Below are 18,915 nucleotides of genomic sequence, written 5' to 3' on the forward strand. Positions count from 1 at the left end.
TTATTTTTGTCTAGAATTTAGCTTATTATAAGGATTGTGAGTAATAAAAAAGGTATAATAAAATTAAAAAAGTACAGGAGGATAATATGGCTGATGAAAAAATTCTTATTGTAGAAGATGAAGTGAAGATTGCAAGATTTGTTGAGCTGGAACTTCAACATGAAGGGTATATTGTAGATAAAGCTGTAGATGGAAGAGACGGACTAGAAAAAGCTTTAAATGAAAACTTTGATCTTATAATACTTGATGTAATGCTTCCTTCCTTAAATGGAATGGAAGTACTAAGGAGGTTAAGGCAGAGCTCTGAGGTTCCTGTTATAATGCTTACTGCAAAAGATGAAATAATGGATAAAGTAATGGGACTTGATATTGGTGCAGATGATTACATTACAAAACCCTTTGCTATAGAAGAACTTCTTGCACGTATTCGTGTTACGTTTAAGCATAAAAGAGTTACATCAGATAAATCTGGTATTATAGAAATAGGTAAATTGAAACTTAATGTAAGTAAATATCTTACTACATATAGTGATGAAGTAGTAGAACTGACAAAAACAGAATTTGATCTATTAAAATATTTAATGGTAAACAAAAATATAGTACTTTCAAGGGAAAACATTCTTGAAAAAGTATGGGGATATGATTATACAGGGGATACTAATGTAGTAGACGTCTATATTCGTTATTTGAGAAGTAAAATAGATGATAGATTTAATCACAAATTTATTTATACCGTCCGAGGAGTGGGGTATCAATTAAGGGATGAATAAGATTAAACTTATATTTAGAATAATAGTTAAGATCATAAAGATTTTGTTTTTACTATTAGAGCGTGCTTTGAAGATTTTACCTAAATATTTAAGCAGGGCAGTTGAAAGTATAGAAAACAAACTTAGATTTTCCATTAGCTTTAAAATAACAGTAACCTATGTATTCACTTTTGTGATAATTTTTTCCTTCATTACTTTAGGTATAATTGGAAGCTTCAATTACTATATGCAAAATGGTAGGAAGGATAATTATATAGTAGTCCTTTTAGGAATTTTAGCAGTATGGAATATTATAGGATTAATCATCATAATAATAATTGGTTCAAAGGCCAGTAAAAAATTTTTATCTCCCGTATATACTATGACAGATACAGTGAAAAAGATATCCATTAATGACCTGGATAAAAGACTTGATATTAAGGGATCAAAAAATGAACTTAAAGATTTAGCAAAAACTTTTAATGATATGATGGACAGAATTCAAAGTTCTATAGAGAAACAAAATCGATTTGTTTCTGATGCATCACATGAACTGAGAACACCTATTTCCGTAATTCAAGGATATGCTAATATGTTAGACCGTTGGGGAAAAGATGATAAAGACGTGCTGGAAGAATCTATTGATGCTATAAAAAGTGAGTCCAAAAATATGAAAGACTTGATTGAGAAACTTTTATTTCTTGCAAGGGGAGATAAAAATACTCAAAAAGTTGAGAAAGAAAATTTCATGATGAATGAGCTGATAGCTGAAATAGTAAAGGAGACGAAGTTAATTGACGATGCCCATAAAATAGAAAATGAACATAATGATGAATTTAGTATAAATGCTGACAAAAAGCTCATAAAGGAAGCTATAAGGATTTTCATAGACAACAGTATTAAATATACTGAGAAAGGTGAAAGTATAAAAATTGATTCCTATAAAAGAGAAAATGAAGCTATAGTAACCATTGCAGATAATGGTACAGGAATTTCAAAGGAAGATTTGCCTCATATATTTGATAGATTTTATAGAGCTGATAAATCTAGGACTAAAAGTAGTGGAGGTACAGGGCTGGGACTTTCAATTTCAAAGTGGATAATAGATAAGCATAATGGCAAAATTCATGTTTGGAGTGAAATAAACATAGGTACTATAGTAAAAGTCACTTTGCCAATATAAATTGAATGTTTTGTCGTATTGTTATATAATTTTATTAGGCTCATATTTTGGGAATATGAGCCTTTAGATTACAGAAAAAGAGGTAAATATTATGGAGATTACTAACTTTAATCCGCAGGATGTAATATTTGCACTAGATATAGGTACAAGAACCGTAATAGGTACTGCTGGAATAGTGAAGGATAAAAAATTTAATATAGTATCAGAACATTGCGTGGAACATGAAGAAAGAGCAATGATTGATGGACAGATACATGATGTAGGTCTTGTGGCAAATGCAGTAAATGCTATAAAGAAAAAAATAGAAGAAGACCTAAACATGAAATTGGAAAATGCAGCAATAGCGGCAGCAGGAAGATTTTTAAGAACTGTATCTGTAAAAGAGGATATGAACATTGATTATGATAAGGAAATAGATAGGGATACCATAAGGAGTCTTGAGTTAACTGCGGTGAAGTCTGCGGAAAAACAGGTAACTAAAAATACAAAGGGAAGGTTGTATTGTGTAGGGTATAGTGTGAAAAGCTATTATCTAAATGGTTATCTTATAAGTAATCTATTGGCACATAAAGGAGAAAATATATCTGTAGAAGCTATAGCAACCTTTCTTCCAAGGTCTGTAGTAGATAGTTTGTATTCTGTCATGGAAAAAGTAGGCCTTCAAGTAGTAAGTTTGACTTTAGAGCCTATTGCAGCTATGGAAGCTGCAATTCCACAAAATCTAAGACTTTTAAATTTAGCGTTAGTAGATATAGGAGCAGGAACTTCGGATATAGCAATAAGCAGTAAGGATACTATAAGTGCTTATGGGATGGTATCCCAGGCAGGGGATGAAGTTACTGAAGCTATAGCACAAAATTATTTAGTGGATTTTAACACTGCGGAAAAGATAAAAAAACAGTGTAATGAAAATGAAACTATAAAGTATACAGATGTTTTAGGTATAGAAAATAAAGTATCTTCTGAAGAAGTTATAAAGCTTATAAATCCTATTGTTAATAAGATAGCAGATGAAATTGGAAATAAAATAGTTGAGTTAAATGGAGATAAACCGCCTAATGCAATTTTTCTTGTAGGTGGAGGAGCTCATACTCCGGAACTGAAGGAATTCTTAGCTAAAAAGTTGAACATGCCTCTCCAAAGAATTGCTATAAAGGGAAGAGAAGCGGTTACGGATTGTGTATGTCTTGACAATTCTCTTGGAAGTACAGGGGTTACTGTTTTAGGTATTGCACTTATTTCCATAAGAAGACTGGGACATGGATTTATTGATGTAATGTTAAATGGAAATGTAATAAGTCTTTTTAATTCTCATGGACATACGGTAATGGATGCAATGCTGCAGGCAGGAATAAATCCTAAGTCATTAATAGGAAAAAACGGTAAAAATATAAGGTTTACAGTAAATGGTATAAAAAGAGTAGCTTTTGGCACTTTAGCTTCCAATACCAAAATAACTGTGAATGGAATTGGAAAAAGCATGGATGAGGAAATTAAAGAGGGAGACGACATAGAAATAAAGTATGCAATTAATGGGAAAAATGCTGTACCTAAAGTGATAGACTACATACAAAAGTCCTATTCCGTGAGCTTTTTTATAAATGATTTAATAGAAAATTTAGAACCTGCGGCATATATAAATGAAAATAGAGTAAAATTGGATAGTACCATAAATGAAGGAGATAATGTAACTATAATCTTACCGGAAACCATTTCTGACTATGAAAAATATTTTTCAACTGACAGTGGAGAAGAATTTGTATATTATTTAGATGGAAACAAATTAGATAAAAAATATATTATAAATGAAGGGGACAGAATTTATAGAATAACTAAAGTAGAAGATGGAAAAGAAAAGAATTCTAAAGAAGAAACACAGGAAAATTTAAGTTCAGAAGAAGTGGATTTAGAAGTGGTGCCAAAGGAAGAAGATATAAGCAAGGGTAAAGAGAATGAATTACGTGAATCTACTTTGGAGGAAAAGAGTAAGGATACAAATGAAATAACTGTAGTTGCAAATGGAAAAACTGTAGTACTTACAGGGAAAAAGGAGTATATATTTGTTGATATATTTAATCATATAGAATTTGATCTAACAAAAATTAGGGGAAAGCTGTATTTGCATTTAAACGGAAACAATGCAGGTTATTATGATAAGTTGTCTGAAGGAGACATAATAGAATTAGGTTGGGAATAAGTGTCGATACTAATATTGGAGGAACAAATATGCAGAGAAACTTTTTGAAAATGTCAGAATCTATGAAACAAGAATTGATTGAAACGAGAAGAGATTTTCATAGGCATCCAGAACTTGGATATGATTTAGAAAGAACTTCTGGCAAAGTAAAACAATTTTTAGATAAATGGGGTATAGAATATAAGAACACGGCCCGTACAGGAATATGTGCAATAATAAGAGGAAAAGGTACTAAAACTATAGGAATAAGAGCTGATATGGATGCACTTCCTTTAGAAGATAAAAAAGTTTGTGACTATTCTTCAGAGGTTAAGGGAAAAATGCATGCTTGCGGCCATGACGCACACACAACTATACTTCTTGGGGTTGCTAAAATCCTGAACTCTATAAAAGATGAATTAAGGGGAAATGTAAAATTATTTTTTGAACCTGCAGAAGAAACTACAGGTGGAGCTAAGTTAATGATAGAAGAAGGAGTACTTGAATATCCAAAGGTTGATAGAGTAATAGGACTTCATGTAGAGGAAAATATAGAAGTTGGGAATATAGGACTTAAACTTGGAGTAGTGAATGCAGCTTCTAATCCTTTTGACATAAAAATTAAAGGAGTTGGATCTCATGGAGCCAGGCCACATATGGGAATTGATCCTGTGGTAATAGCAAGCCATGTGGTAATAGCACTTCAGGAAATCATAAGCAGGGAACTTCCTCCTACAGATGCAGGGGTAATAACTATAGGGTCAATTCATGGAGGTACAGCCCAAAATATAATACCAGATGAAGTCACAATATCAGGTATTATAAGAACTATGAAGACAGAGCATAGGGAATACGTAAAGAAAAGGCTTTGTGAAATAACAAATGGAGTAGTTAATTCTTTTAGGGGAAAATGCGAAATAGACATACAGGAGAGTTATCCTTGCCTTTATAATGACGATAGGGCAGCACAGGATATTTTAAATGCAGCATATGATGTTATAGGTAAAGATAAAGTAAAGATACTTGAAAAGCCAAGCATGGGCGTAGAAAGTTTTGCTTATTTTTCTATGGAAAGACCTTCTGCCTTTTATTATTTAGGATGTAGAAATGAAGAAAAACAAATAATACATCCTGCCCATGGAAATTTATTTGACATAGATGAAGATTGTCTTCCTATCGGAGTTGCCATACAGTGCAAGGCAGCTTATGATTTTTTAAGATAGTACAGTGTTTAAATGTACTTAGAGTTTTTATTGTAATGGGTATGAACTTTAAGTATATTTTTTATGTAGAAAAACAAGTATAAGGATGTAAGGTATTTTCTTTCAAATGCCTAAGCTAAAAATTATATTTTTATTTATTGATTTAGTTAATAATAGTAGTATATAATTAGGTGTTGTCCATATAAAGTTGTAAATAATATAATTTACCAAAGAACGTTAAACTTTTTAAAAACTTTGCAATATAGAATTCTTAAATTACTAATTGCAGATATATAAGAGAGTTGCTAATTTTAAGAATTAGGAGAGATTGATATGAAAGTGGAGATAGGAAAGAACGAAGCTGGTCAAAGATTAGATAAATTTTCAAGAAAATGGCTTCAGGATGTGCCGCTTAGTGGTATATACAGAGCTATAAGAAAAGGTGATATTAAAGTAAATGGGAAAAAAGCTAAAGAAAAGTATTTCCTTCTGGAAGGAGATATAGTAAATGCAGAATACATAATTTCTAAGGAAACAAAATCTAAATTTGAAAGAATAGACAATGCTTTCTTGAAGATAATTTATGAAGACAAAAATATGCTTTTGGTAGAAAAATGGCCTGGAGTTTTGGTACATTCAGATAAAAATTCCAAGGATGCCACTTTAACTGATTATGTACTTTCACATTTGTATGATAGGGGAGAATTTAATCCAGAAGAAGAGGTTACTTTTACTCCATCACCTTGTAATAGATTAGACAGGAATACTTGTGGTATAGTTATTTATGGAAAAAATTATGAAGCATTAAAGTTATTAAATGAGATGATAAGGGAAAGAAGTATAAAGAAATATTATATAGCTCTTGTAATTGGAAAAATAAAAGATGGAGTTTATGAAGGTTACATAAAAAAAGATAGAACAAATAACAAATCCAGTGTAAGCAATACACCGGAAAAAAATTCAAAAAAGATATCTATGAGAGTAAAAAATGTTAACACCTGCGGCATATATTCATTGATACAACTTGAGCTAATTACAGGTAGAAGCCATCAGTTGAGGGCTCACTTAGCATATTTAGGAAATGCTATAATAGGAGATAGTAAATATGGTGTTTCAAATATAAATAGTTTTTTCTACAATAAATATGGTTTGGATTATCAATACTTATATGCATATAAATTAAACTTTAGGAGCTGTCCTGAGAAACTTAATTATATGGAAAACAAGACCATAACAGAGGGACTTCCACCTGTATTAAAGAAGATAAAAAAGGATATATTTAATAAATTCTAATATTTTAGGATATTAATAGTTTTTGATAGGGAGTTTTAAATTATGAAAGAACAGTCAACAACTAAAGGTTTTGCCATACTTTCTATGGCAGGGATGGCCGTAAAAATATTATCTGTTATATATATACCTCTTATGATGAAAATAATAGGTGAAGAGGGTTATGGATTGTATGGTGCATCTTATCAAGTATATGCCTTTGTTTTCGTACTTACGAATGCAGGTATACCTGTAGCTATATCAAAGCTTATATCTGAATTGAATGCAGTAGGTAATTATAGAGATGCAATAAGGGGATTTAAAATAGCGAGATTTATTCTGGTGGTTTTGGGGATAGTAATGGCATCTTTCTTAATCATATTTTCAGGACCTTTAGCTAGTATAACCAAATATAATAAGGCGTATTTATCCCTTGTAACTTTGGCACCAGCTATATTTTTCACTTCCATTGCTTCTGCTTATAGGGGATATTTTCAAGGAAGGGCAAACATGACGCCTACAGCAGTGTCACAGGTCATAGAACAAATAGTAAATACTATATTTGCACTTGCATTTGCAGCCTATTTAATGAGATATGGAGTGGAAGTAGGCTGTACTGGAGGACCTATTGGAACTTCTTTTGGAGCCCTCGCTTCTGCTGCATTTTTAATATACTGTTATGAAAAAAATAAAAAAATAAGGCTTCCTCAAAATTATGTGGAAGTAAGTAGGACAAGACTCACCACATCACAGCTTGTGAGAAAAATTGTAAAATATGGAGTTCCTATAACTTTATGTGTAGGAATGACCTATGCTGGGAGCATAGTAGATTTAACCAATACTAAAACAAGACTTATGGTTGGAGGAATAAGTGATACCAATGCTACTATACTTTATGGATATTTAAACAAATATCAGCAGCTTTTGAACGTTCCTATTGCTATAATATCTTCGCTTTCTGCAGCAATACTTCCAGCAATATCAGCAGCTTTTGCAGTTAAGGATAGAAAAAGGGTAAAAGATAAGATAAACTACTCCTTCAGACTTTGCTTTTTAATTGCAATACCTTGTGCAGTTGGATTTTCTGTTTTAAGTGGCCATATATATGAGCTTTTAAAGTTTGGGAAAGCCTATTATATTATGGAATGTGGTTCTATAGTGCTTGTACTTATGTCAATAATGCAAATACAGACTACCATTTTGCAAAGTGTTGGAAAGCTGTTTACTGCTACTTTTTATTCTGTAATAGGTATAATAGTAAAAATATGTATAAATTATATTCTTATTGCAATACCTAATATAAATATACTAGGGGCAGTAGTAGGAAGTATAGTTGGATTTGTCATACCTATAATATTAAACCATATAATCATTAGAAAATCTTTAAATGCAGAAGTTAGTCTTATAAGGCATGCTGTTAAACCAGCAATTGCTTCTGTAATGATGGGAACAGTTGTAGTTGCGTCTTCTTTTGTCATGGATTTCTTATTTGGATTTATAAAGATTGAGTATATTCCAAATGCTATTTCTACAATAGTATCTGTTTTAATAGGGATAATTACATATGTTTTTACTATGGCACTAATTGGCGGCATAAGAAAAAGAGATATGGAATTACTGCCTGGTGCAGTACGAAGGTTAATACCGGGTTTTATATTGAGAAAAGTAAAATAAAAGAGTATAAATAGAAAATTGAAATATTTTTTTAAAAAACTTGCATCATGAAATGAAATATGATAAAATTAGTCTTATTAAAATACCAATAGCTTATAATATAATTGGTATTTTACAGCAATATATCAAGTTTGATAATTAGATAACTAATAATTAAGAAAATTTCAAAATGCATTTCTAGGGGCTAGAGAAATGCATTTTTGTTCAAAAAAATTTAGACGGGGGCTGAAAACATGAAATATAATTTAGGATTCCCTTCAAAACAAGGATTATATGATCCTGCTTATGAAAAGGATTCTTGTGGGGTAGGATTTATAGCCAGTATAAAAGGTGAAAAAACCCATGATATTGTAAAAAAAGGTGTTAAAATTTTAGTTAACTTAACTCACAGAGGAGCAGTGGGAGCTGATACTAAAACAGGAGATGGTGCAGGTATACTTGTCCAAATTCCAGATGAATTTTTTAGAATAAATTGTGACAATTTAGGGATAGAATTACCTGAACCGGGTGAATATGCTGTAGGTATGGTATTTTTTCCAAAAGAGACTGCAATAAGGCTGCAGTGTGAGGGAATACTTGAAAGGGCAGCAGAAGAGGAAGGACAGAAAATTTTAGGCTGGAGAGATGTACCTACAGATAACAGAAGCATAGGTGAAACAGCTAAGGGTACTGAACCTATTATAAGACAGATATTTATAGGCAAAAATGCACAAAATCAAACTGATTTTGAAAGAAAACTTTATGTAATCAGAAAAAAAGTTGAAAATGAAGTTAAAAAAACTCTTGGGGCTACTGTAGCAAAATCTTTTTATGTATGCAGTCTTTCAAGTAAAACTATAGTTTATAAAGGATTATTACTGGCAGATCAAATAAAGAAATTTTATATTGATTTAAATGATATAAATTTTAAAAGTGCCATTGCACTAGTACATCAAAGGTACAGTACAAATACTTTTCCAACTTGGGATTTGGCACAACCTTTTAGGTTTCTTGGACATAATGGTGAGATAAATACCATAAGAGGAAATAGAAATTGGATGAGATCACGTGAAGGTGTACTTAAATCTGAGGCTTTCGGAAAGGACATTAAGAAGCTCTTCCCAATAATAAGTGAAGGGGGAAGTGACTCTGCATCTCTTGATAATGTATTGGAGCTATTATATGAAGATGGAAAATCCTTACCACATGCACTTATGCTTTTAATACCAGAAGCGTGGGAAGGAAATGAATATATGGAAGAATATAAAAGAGCTTTTTATGAGTACCATGGCTCTCTTGTAGAGCCTTGGGATGGACCTGCTGCGGTTGCATTTTCTGATGGTGTACAAGTTGGTGCTACTCTTGATAGAAATGGACTAAGACCTTTAAGATATATGATAACTAAAAATGGCCTTGTAGTACTTGCATCAGAGACAGGAGTGCTAGAATTTAAAGATGAAGATATAAAGGAAAAGGGAAAATTAAAACCAGGCAAAATGTTCTTGGTTGATACTGCCCAGGGAAGAATAATAGACGATGAAGAATTAAAAAGAGATATATGCAAGAGTAAGCCTTATGAAGAAATGCTTCCTAAGTTAAAGTATACTCTTGATATGTTTAAAGCAGTTAGGACAAGGGAAGAAATACCTCCTGAAGTATTAAAGGAAAAACAACAGGCTTTTGGTTACTCTCTTGAAGATTTGAGCAAAATAATAGGGCCTATGGCAAAGGATGGTAAAGAGCCTGTGGGCTCTATGGGAAATGATACCCCTCTTGCAGTGCTTTCAAATAAAAATCAATTGCTTTTTGCTTATTTCAAACAACTTTTTGCACAAGTAACCAATCCACCTATAGATTCTATAAGAGAAAGATTAGTAATGTCTCTTGCAAATTATATAGGTTCTACCCAGGCTAATATATTAAATGGTAAAGATGGAGAAATTTCAAATGATCCTTTTATAGAGATAAAAAGTCCTACATTAACTAATGAGGAAATATCAAAAATAAAGAGCTTGAGAGACAAAAACTTTAAAACTACAACTATTCCTATTACATTTAAATGTGATACAGGAGTGGAGGGTTTTAAGGAAGCTCTTGAAAAAATTTGCGAGAGGGCTTCAAAGAGAATAAAAGAAGGATACAATATATTAGTTTTAAGTGATAAAAATGTTGATTCTTATGAGGCTGCAATACCAAGTTTACTAGCAGTTTCAGCAGTGCAGCACCATTTAATTAGAGAAAAAACACGTACGAAAGTTTCAATTATTGTAGAAACTGGAGAAGCAAGAGAAACTACACATTTTGCACTTTTAATAAGTTATGGTGCTTCTGCAGTTAATCCTTATCTTGTATATCAAACTATAGATGAAATGATAAAGGAAAATGATATAGTTGGAGTTACACCAGAAGAAGCAAAGAAAAATTATATTAAGGCTATAAATCAAGGAATACTTAAAATACTTTCAAAAATGGGTATATCCACGCTGCAAAGTTATCATGGTGCACAGATATTTGAAGCAATAGGTCTTGATTCAGAATTTGTAAATAAGTATTTTGAGGGTACATCATCTAGAATAGGCGGTATAGGTATTGATGTAGTTGCAAGGGAAGTACTTGCAAGACACAAAAATGCTTTTAATAAAATAAGAAAACCTATTTCCGAACTCAATGTAGGTGGTAACTATTCATGGAGAAAAGGAGGAGAGTTTCATCTCTTTAATCCTGAAACTATATACAAACTTCAGGTTGCATCAAGAACTAATGACTATGGTATGTATAAGCAGTATGCTAAAGTAATAAATGAACAAGATAAAAATTTATGTACAATAAGAGGCTTGTTTCAATTTAAAAAGGGAAATGAAATACCTATAGAAGAAGTTGAACCAGTAAGTGAAATTCTTAAAAGATTCTGTACAGGAGCTATGTCCTTTGGTTCCATAAGCAAAGAAGCTCATGAAACTATAGCTATAGCTATGAATAGAATAGGTGGAAGGAGCAATACTGGAGAAGGTGGAGAGGATCCTGATAGATATGTACTAGATCCAAATGGTGATTCCAGAAGAAGTGCCATAAAACAGGTGGCATCAGCACGTTTTGGTGTAACTACAGAGTATTTGGCAAACGCAGATGAAATTCAGATAAAGATAGCACAAGGTGCAAAACCAGGAGAAGGTGGACAGCTCCCAGGTAGGAAGGTTAATAAGTATATTGCCAAAATAAGGTATTCAACTCCAGGGATAGATCTTATTTCACCACCACCTCATCATGATATATATTCAATAGAGGATTTAGCTCAATTGATATATGATTTAAAAAATGTAAATCCTAGTGCAGCTATAAGTGTAAAACTTGTGTCTGAAGTAGGAGTAGGAACAATTGCTGCTGGAGTTGCGAAGGCCCATGCAGATTTAATACTTATAAGTGGCCATGATGGAGGCACAGGGGCATCACCTATGTCATCTGTAAAAAATGCAGGAATACCTTGGGAACTTGGATTATCTGAGACACAACAAGTACTACTGTTAAATGATTTGCGAAGCAGAGTTAGAATTCAAACAGATGGACAGCTAAAGACAGGTAGAGATGTTGCAATTGCAGCACTTCTTGGAGCTGAAGAATTTGGTTTTGCAACTACTGCCCTTGTAGTAATGGGATGTACTATGCTTAGAAAATGCCATTTAAATACTTGTGATATGGGAATAGCTACCCAGGATCCTGAATTAAGAAAGAATTTTAAAGGAAAACCAGAGCATATAATAAATTTCCTTACTTTTATTGCCCAGGAAGTTAGAGAGTATATGGCAAAACTTGGCTTTAGGACAATGAATGAAATGGTTGGAAGAGTAGATATGCTGGAGACAAAACAGGCTATTACTCATTGGAAAGCTAAAGGTTTGGATTTGTCCGCCATACTTTATAAACCATACATGCCAAAGAGAATTAAATCCTACTGTGTAATACCACAGGATCATGGACTTGATAAGGCAATAGATTATAAACTTATTCAAATGACACAAAATGCAGTGCAGGATAAGATAAAAGTTACTGCAAATCTGGAGATAAAAAATGTAAATCGTTCTGTTGGAACAATGCTAAGCGGAACAATTGCAAAGAAATATGGTGCCAAGGGACTTCCAGAAGATACTATAGTGTTAAATTTTAAGGGGTCAGCAGGACAGAGCTTTGGAGCCTTTGGAATAAACGGACTTACTCTACTTCTTGAAGGGGATGCCAATGATTATGTTGGGAAAGGTCTCTCCGGTGCTAAAATAGTTATAAAAACTCCTGAAAAGGCAACCTTTGTTGCAGAAGAGAATATCATAGCAGGTAATACTATTTTATATGGAGCTACATCAGGAAAGGTATTTGTAAATGGTACTGTAGGAGAAAGATTTGCAGTAAGAAACAGTGGTGCTATAGCTGTAGCTGAAGGTGTAGGAGACCACTGCTGTGAATATATGACTGGCGGAAGAGTAGTTATTATAGGTCAAACGGGAAGAAATTTTGCAGCTGGTATGAGCGGTGGTATAGCTTATGTACTTGATGAAGATGATTCTTTTGATAGAAAATGCAATATGGAAATGGTTGAGATTGCACAAATGGAAGATGAGGATGATGTAAATACAGTATATAGTTTAATACAGGAACATTATAAATATACAAATAGTGCAAAAGCTAAAAAGATTCTTGAAAAATGGGATGTATATAAAACCAAGTTTAAGAGGGTAATACCTACTGCGTATAAACTTATACTGGAACAAACCAAATTAGAAGCAGTTGCTGCTTCTAATATGTAGGAGGTATCACTATGGGAAAAATAACTGGTTTTAAAGAATATAAAAGAGAAAATCCAAAAGAACGTCCTGTAAAGGAAAGGGTAAAAGATTATAAAGAAGTATACTATAAGCTTCCTAAGGATAAATTGAATGTACAGGCAGCAAGGTGCATGAATTGTGGAACTCCTTTTTGTAATTGGGGATGTCCTCTTGAAAATCTAATTCCCGATTGGAACGATTTTGTATATAAGAATGAATGGCACAAGGCGTTTGAAAGACTTTCATTAACTAACACTTTCCCTGAATTTACAGGAAGAATATGTCCTGCTCTCTGTGAAGGTTCTTGTACACTTGGAGTAAATAGAGAACCTGTTTCTGTAAGGCAGCTAGAACTTAATATAATCGAAAAGGCTTTTGAAGAAGGATGGATAAAACCTAATCCACCAAAAGTTAGAACTGGAAAAAGGGTAGCTATAGTAGGTTCAGGACCATCTGGACTTTCAACTGCTGCAGAACTTAATTCCGTAGGTCATACTGTTACTGTTTTTGAAAGAGCAGATGAAGTTGGTGGACTTTTAAGATATGGTATTCCTGATTTTAAACTTGAAAAATATGTAGTGGACAGAAGAGTAAATATTATGAAAGAAGAAGGAATAATATTTAAAACAAACACAAATGTAGGAGTAAATTACGATGTAAATGAGCTTTTAGATAATTTTGATGCTGTTGTTTTAACGGGAGGTTCTACTATTCCAAGAGACCTTAAGGTGGAAGGAAGAGAACTTAAGGGAACTTATTTTGCAGTAGACTTTTTAAGGCAGCAAAATAAAAGAGTTTCTGGCAAGAAAATTACGGAAGAAGAAATAAATGCCAAAGGAAAGGTAGTTGTTGTTATCGGTGGAGGAGATACAGGTTCCGATTGTATTGGTACTTCTATAAGGCAGGGAGCTAAAGAGGTTTATCAATATGAGGTTATGCCAAAACCACCTGAAAATCGTGATAAAACAATGCCGTGGCCTGTTTTCCCAAAAACTCTGAAAACTACTACTTCCCATGAAGAGGGATGTATACGTGAATGGTGTATAAATACCAAAAAGCTTGTAGGCGAAAAAGGTGTATTGAAATCACTTAAAGGTGTAAAGGTTAAGTGGGAAGATAATAATGGCAAGAGACAAATGGTAGAAGTACCAGGTACAGAATTTGAACAACCAGTTGATTTGATACTTTTAGCTATGGGATTTTTGCATCCTCAGCATGAAGGATTGCTTGACAGTCTAGGAGTAGAATATGATGCTAGAGGTAATGTGGTAACGGATGTGAATTATATGACTGCAAAAGAAGGGGTATTTGCAGCAGGAGATATGAGACGTGGACAATCTCTTGTAGTTTGGTCACTAAATGATGGTAGAAGAGTGGCAAAGAATGTTGATAAATATTTAATGGGAGAAACATCTCTCAGAGGATAATTTTAATAATTGAAAATTAAGAGTTAAGAGTTATGATGAATTTTTTCCTGTTAACACTTAAAAAAATCTAGTTCAGAGTGCTATTGAAGCAAAAATTTAATAGCACTCTTTAAATTTTTCATTATTGTAAAAATTTTGACCGATAATTGAATAAAATTCAGCACTTAGAATAAGCATATTCAATAAATAATTCATATATATTGAAAAAGCATAGAAAACGGTATACAATAATTATATTAGATAAATTATGTTAAAAAACAAATAATATAACATTTATATATTTAAAAATATTGAAATTTAGATTACTCTTTGTCCGATGACTACCGGCTCTAATACTCCCACACATTCTGGGAAAGCGACTGTCACCAAATCGAAGAATTTGAGATATCTGCTTTTTCAAATGTACGTTGCGAGCAGCTACGTCCTTGGATAACGATTTCTAATCATCAGGTGGAGTCAAAACTTTATCTGATGCAAAGAACTCTGTTTATAAGGGTTATTAAGAATAGGAGGAATACAGATGGAAATTAACAAAAAAGTTGATGAAATGAAAGAAGAGTTGGTTAAGGCAACTCAAGAGGTAGTTAAAATTAAAAGTACTCAAGATGAAGAAAAACCAGGCATGCCTTTTGGTGAAGGACCAGAAAAAGCACTTGACAAGGCTCTTGAAATTGCAGCTGGACTTGGATTTCACACATATAAAGAAGAAGAAGGATATTACGGATATGCAGAATATGGTGAAGGAGAAGATTATGTAGCAGTTCTGGGACATATGGATATAGTGCCAGAAGGAGATAATTGGATTCATCCACCTTATGGAGCAGAAATACATGAAGATAAGATTTTTGGAAGAGGTACATTGGATGATAAAGGACCAACAATGGCAGCTCTCTTTGGATTAAAGGCTATAAAGGACCTTAAAATGCCGCTTTCAAAAAAAGTAAGGGTTATTTTTGGAACAAATGAAGAGACAGGAAGTTCTGAAATGCATGTTTATAATAAGAAAGAAAAAGCTCCAATATCTGGATTTACACCAGATGCCATGTATCCACTTATAAATGCGGAAAAGGGTATAAGAAGATTTCATGTTGTTAAAAAATTAAGCTCCTGCAGCTGTGGGATTACAATTAAGTCATTAAAAGGTGGAATAAGACCTAATATGGTTCCTGATAAATGTGAAACTGTAATAGCTGCAAAAGATACGGGAAGCATTGCTAAAGCAATAAAGGAATTTGCAGATAAAAAGGGATACAATATGAAAACTGAAATTGTAAATGGCGATTTAGTTTTACATACATTTGGAGTAGGAGCTCATGGAAGTATGCCTGAACTAGGCAAAAATGCTGTAATGCAGACTTTTGACTTTTTAGGAACTATTGCAAAAGAATCTTGCCCTCTTGCAGACTATATAAATTTCTTTAATAAGTATGTTGGATTTGAAACAGAAGGTACTTCACTAAAAATAGCCTGTGAAGATCAACCATCAGGAAAATTATCATTAAATGTAGGAGTTGCTGAAATCAATGAAGAGACGGCAGATTTGTGGCTAGATATGAGATATCCTGTTACCAAGAAAGGTGAAGAGATCATGGATACCCTTTCTAAGAAATTTGCAGAGTGTGGTGCTAAAATAGAAAGAGTAGAATCTGATGAACCTCTTTATTTTGCAGAAGATAGTGAGTTAGTTAAAATTCTTCTTAAGGTTTATAATGATGAGACTGGTCAGAAGGGAAAGGCTTATGGAATAGGCGGAGGAACTTATGCTAAGGAACTTCCGAATATAATTGGATTTGGACCAATATTCCCTGGAAAACCAGACCTTGATCATCAGGCTAATGAATATATTGAAATTGGCGACCTAGTAATGAATGCTAAAATATATGCCCATGCAATATATGAACTTGCAAAATAATTCTATAGTTTATAAGATGAAATAGCACGAGTAATTCGTGCTATTTTTATGATATAGTACATGTTACTATTTAGAAATGGAGAAAAGTATGAATTTAACAATAATTACTGTAGGAAAATTGAAAGAAAAGTATTTAAAAGATGCAGTAGAGGAGTATTCAAAAAGGTTGTCTAGATACTGTAAAATCAATATAGTGGAAGTTCAAGATGAAAAGACTCCAGAAAATGCTTCTAAAAAAGATGAAGATATTATAAGGGAAAAAGAAGGAACAAGAATATCAAAGCACATAAGTGATAGTATGTATGTAGTAGCAATGGATTTAAAGGGAAACACTATGACTTCTGAACAGTTTTCTGATTTCATTGGAAATTTAGGACTTCAAGGCAGGAGTAATATTGCCTTTATAATAGGAGGTTCTCTAGGTATTTCCAGGGAAATTTTACAAAGGGCTGATTACAAGCTGTGTTTTTCCAAGATGACTTTTCCGCATCAGCTCTTTAGGGTAATGCTTTTGGAGCAGATATACAGGGGATTTAAGATAATGAAAGGTGAACCTTACCACAAATGACAAGGATTTTTGTGGGAAATGTGGATATAAGCGGGTTTGATGAGTGATAGCCACCACAGTAGCCCACAGGCAACATATTCAATTGTACTAATGCTTGTAAGACATGGTACAATATGCTTATATCATACGTGAGGTGAACAATAGAATGGGGTTATTTAATAGAATGAAAGAACCAGTTTTTCTTAAGGAAAGCAGTGATGCAGAAGTACAATTAGAAAAGCTTAAAGCATTGGAACCTTTACTTAGTGCAGAGGAGAGGGGAAAAATATAATAAAACAAGATATAAAATGCCTTGAATATGGAATTGCAGGAGAAAAGAATATTAAGTTCGAATTAAAGAATAGTCATATGCCAATGTATATTTTGCATGATATTTATCTTAAGGATGTGGATTTGAGTGCCCAGATAGATTATCTTGTGTTTACAAAGAAGATTTGCTTTGTTATCGAATGTAAAAATCTTTATAGAAATATTGAAATTAATAGCAGGGGCGACTTTGTTCGTACTATAGAATTTGGTGGTAGAAAGAGAAAAGAGGGAATTTATTCACCTATCACACAGAATCAACGACATTTAGAATTAATGAAGAAAATTAGGACAGACAGCAAGAATAATATATTGATGAAATATATGGCAGGAAGATACTTTGAAGATTTTAATAAATCAGTAGTAGTTTTGGCTAATCCCAAAACTGTACTTAATGCAAAGTATGCAAAGAAAGAAGTAAAAGAAAAAGTTATCCGTGCTGATCAATTGGTTAAATATATAAAGAAAATGTACGAAAATTCTAAAGTAGCAACTAATTCAGAAGATAGAATGTTAGATTGGGCTCAATCTTACTTAGATTTACATAAGAATGTTGAGAATCATTATACTGGAAAATACGAACAGTATAAAATTAATATAACAACATCACAGAAGTCAGATGAAGAAGTACCAACTCCAGTATCAGAGAGAAACACTATAACAGCAGGAAAAGTTACAGTAGAAGAAACCGATATTTTTAAAGAATTAAAAGCATACCGATTACATAAGAGTCGTGAAGAAAAAATAAAACCTTACTTCATTTATAATAATAATCAATTAAAGAATTTAATTTTAAAGATGCCTAGGAACAAAGAAGAACTACAGAAAGTTGCTGGATTTGGTGAGGTAAAGGTGAATAAGTATGGCGATGATATCTTGAAAATTATAGATAAATATTAGATTATTGAATAGAAAATTGCTAATGGATTTTGTTAATTTGTATTCTTTCTTTTGTACTGGATGAAAAACGTTCAAAACCAAATTATTCAATTAAATATAAAATTAAGAATTATTTGTATAGTATATAGATAAATAGTAATCTACCAATTTTAAAAAATAAGTTGAAATACATTTTAAATCATTATATGATGGATTCAGACATCGATGTAATCTATTAAAAAGAAGGTAAATTTATGAATGTTAATATTGAAATGATACCATCATATAAAATTGCTTATATACGAAGAACGGGTCCTTATGGTTCAGAAAATGTTCAAATAATGGAACAATTAAAAAGTTGGGCTAGAGAAAAAAATTTATTTAATGAAAGTTCAATTATATTAGGAATAGCTCAAGATAACCCTCAATTCACAGAACCTAAAGATTGCCGTTATGATACATGTTTAGTTGTTTCGGATGAATTTAAAGTTGATAATAATTATATTAAATTTGGAAAAACTATTGGCGGTAAATATTGTGTATTTAAAATAAACCATACAGTAGATGCTGTGAAAAAAGCATGGACGGAGATATTTTCGGAGTTATCAAAAAGAAATTATAAATTTGATTACAGAAGACCTATTCTTGAACGTTATGCTGTGCAGATGATAAATAAACATTATTGCGAAATTTGCACACCAATATTATAGAAAATGTTAAAACAGATCCTAATTTAGCTGCATGACCCTTAATGCAGCTTTAAATTTGCAGTATAAT

The 18,915-nt window shown here is 32.5% G+C and carries 12 protein-coding genes; all 12 read left to right on the top strand.

Translation table 11 applies throughout. The features are described from left to right. Positions 1 to 86 precede the first annotated feature (86 nt). The 12 genes from DMR38_RS08605 to DMR38_RS08660 all read left to right on the top strand — a co-directional run bounded on the left by DMR38_RS08605 (position 87) and on the right by DMR38_RS08660 (position 18,848). The gene (locus DMR38_RS08605; protein WP_127720886.1) at positions 87 to 770 is read left to right on the top strand and encodes a response regulator transcription factor; all 684 of its coding nucleotides are present in this window, start codon (positions 87 to 89) and stop codon (positions 768 to 770) included. Beyond that, positions 763 to 1,932: a HAMP domain-containing sensor histidine kinase gene (locus tag DMR38_RS08610; RefSeq protein WP_127720887.1), complete on the top strand. Its 1,170-nt coding sequence runs from the start codon at positions 763 to 765 to the stop codon at positions 1,930 to 1,932. The genes DMR38_RS08605 and DMR38_RS08610 overlap by 8 nt, the downstream gene beginning before the upstream one ends. Before the next feature lie 91 nt (positions 1,933 to 2,023). Then, entirely contained in the window at positions 2,024 to 4,129 is a 2,106-nt protein-coding gene (locus DMR38_RS08615) for a cell division FtsA domain-containing protein (protein ID WP_127720888.1), read from the top strand. 29 nt (positions 4,130 to 4,158) lie between these two features. Beyond that, positions 4,159 to 5,331 (top strand): M20 family metallopeptidase, encoded by a 1,173-nt coding sequence (locus tag DMR38_RS08620; RefSeq protein ID WP_127720889.1) that lies wholly within the window; start codon positions 4,159 to 4,161, stop codon positions 5,329 to 5,331. 312 nt (positions 5,332 to 5,643) lie between these two features. Further along, on the top strand, positions 5,644 to 6,603 hold the full coding sequence (locus DMR38_RS08625; RefSeq protein WP_127720890.1) for an RluA family pseudouridine synthase: 960 nt from the start codon (positions 5,644 to 5,646) through the stop codon (positions 6,601 to 6,603). A 42-nt stretch (positions 6,604 to 6,645) separates the two neighbouring features. Then, on the top strand, positions 6,646 to 8,253 hold the full coding sequence (locus DMR38_RS08630; protein WP_127720891.1) for a polysaccharide biosynthesis protein: 1,608 nt from the start codon (positions 6,646 to 6,648) through the stop codon (positions 8,251 to 8,253). Between the two features lie 233 nt (positions 8,254 to 8,486). After that, on the top strand, positions 8,487 to 13,028 hold the full coding sequence (gltB, locus tag DMR38_RS08635) for a glutamate synthase large subunit (protein WP_127720892.1): 4,542 nt from the start codon (positions 8,487 to 8,489) through the stop codon (positions 13,026 to 13,028). Between the two features lie 11 nt (positions 13,029 to 13,039). Further along, positions 13,040 to 14,473, top strand: a complete 1,434-nt coding sequence (locus DMR38_RS08640; protein ID WP_127720893.1) for a glutamate synthase subunit beta — start codon at positions 13,040 to 13,042, stop codon at positions 14,471 to 14,473. 520 nt (positions 14,474 to 14,993) lie between these two features. Continuing rightward, positions 14,994 to 16,385 carry a dipeptidase PepV gene (gene pepV / locus DMR38_RS08645; RefSeq protein ID WP_127720894.1) on the top strand — a complete coding sequence of 464 codons (1,392 nt, stop codon included), beginning with the start codon at positions 14,994 to 14,996 and terminating at the stop codon, positions 16,383 to 16,385. An 88-nt stretch (positions 16,386 to 16,473) separates the two neighbouring features. After that, positions 16,474 to 16,953, top strand: a complete 480-nt coding sequence (rlmH, locus tag DMR38_RS08650) for a 23S rRNA (pseudouridine(1915)-N(3))-methyltransferase RlmH (protein WP_127720895.1) — start codon at positions 16,474 to 16,476, stop codon at positions 16,951 to 16,953. Between the two features lie 348 nt (positions 16,954 to 17,301). Beyond that, a complete protein-coding gene (locus DMR38_RS08655; protein ID WP_243124502.1) occupies positions 17,302 to 18,159 on the top strand; it encodes an HRDC domain-containing protein in 858 nt (285 codons plus the stop codon). 233 nt (positions 18,160 to 18,392) lie between these two features. Further along, entirely contained in the window at positions 18,393 to 18,848 is a 456-nt protein-coding gene (locus tag DMR38_RS08660; RefSeq protein WP_127720896.1) for a GyrI-like domain-containing protein, read from the top strand. The last annotated feature ends 67 nt before the right edge of the window (positions 18,849 to 18,915 follow it).

The organism is Clostridium sp. AWRP, from assembly GCF_004006395.2.
GTDB lineage: Bacteria > Bacillota > Clostridia > Clostridiales > Clostridiaceae > Clostridium_B.

What these genes read in the sequence shown, in the direction of transcription:
- DMR38_RS08605 (WP_127720886.1), top strand. Translation starts at nt 87, where the DNA reads ATGGCTGATGAAAAAATTCTTATTGTAGAAGATGAAGTGAAGATTGCA.
- DMR38_RS08610 (WP_127720887.1), top strand. Translation starts at nt 763, where the DNA reads ATGAATAAGATTAAACTTATATTTAGAATAATAGTTAAGATCATAAAG.
- DMR38_RS08615 (WP_127720888.1), top strand. Translation starts at nt 2,024, where the DNA reads ATGGAGATTACTAACTTTAATCCGCAGGATGTAATATTTGCACTAGAT.
- DMR38_RS08620 (WP_127720889.1), top strand. Translation starts at nt 4,159, where the DNA reads ATGCAGAGAAACTTTTTGAAAATGTCAGAATCTATGAAACAAGAATTG.
- DMR38_RS08625 (WP_127720890.1), top strand. Translation starts at nt 5,644, where the DNA reads ATGAAAGTGGAGATAGGAAAGAACGAAGCTGGTCAAAGATTAGATAAA.
- DMR38_RS08630 (WP_127720891.1), top strand. Translation starts at nt 6,646, where the DNA reads ATGAAAGAACAGTCAACAACTAAAGGTTTTGCCATACTTTCTATGGCA.
- gltB (WP_127720892.1), top strand. Translation starts at nt 8,487, where the DNA reads ATGAAATATAATTTAGGATTCCCTTCAAAACAAGGATTATATGATCCT.
- DMR38_RS08640 (WP_127720893.1), top strand. Translation starts at nt 13,040, where the DNA reads ATGGGAAAAATAACTGGTTTTAAAGAATATAAAAGAGAAAATCCAAAA.
- pepV (WP_127720894.1), top strand. Translation starts at nt 14,994, where the DNA reads ATGGAAATTAACAAAAAAGTTGATGAAATGAAAGAAGAGTTGGTTAAG.
- rlmH (WP_127720895.1), top strand. Translation starts at nt 16,474, where the DNA reads ATGAATTTAACAATAATTACTGTAGGAAAATTGAAAGAAAAGTATTTA.
- DMR38_RS08655 (WP_243124502.1), top strand. Translation starts at nt 17,302, where the DNA reads ATGCCAATGTATATTTTGCATGATATTTATCTTAAGGATGTGGATTTG.
- DMR38_RS08660 (WP_127720896.1), top strand. Translation starts at nt 18,393, where the DNA reads ATGAATGTTAATATTGAAATGATACCATCATATAAAATTGCTTATATA.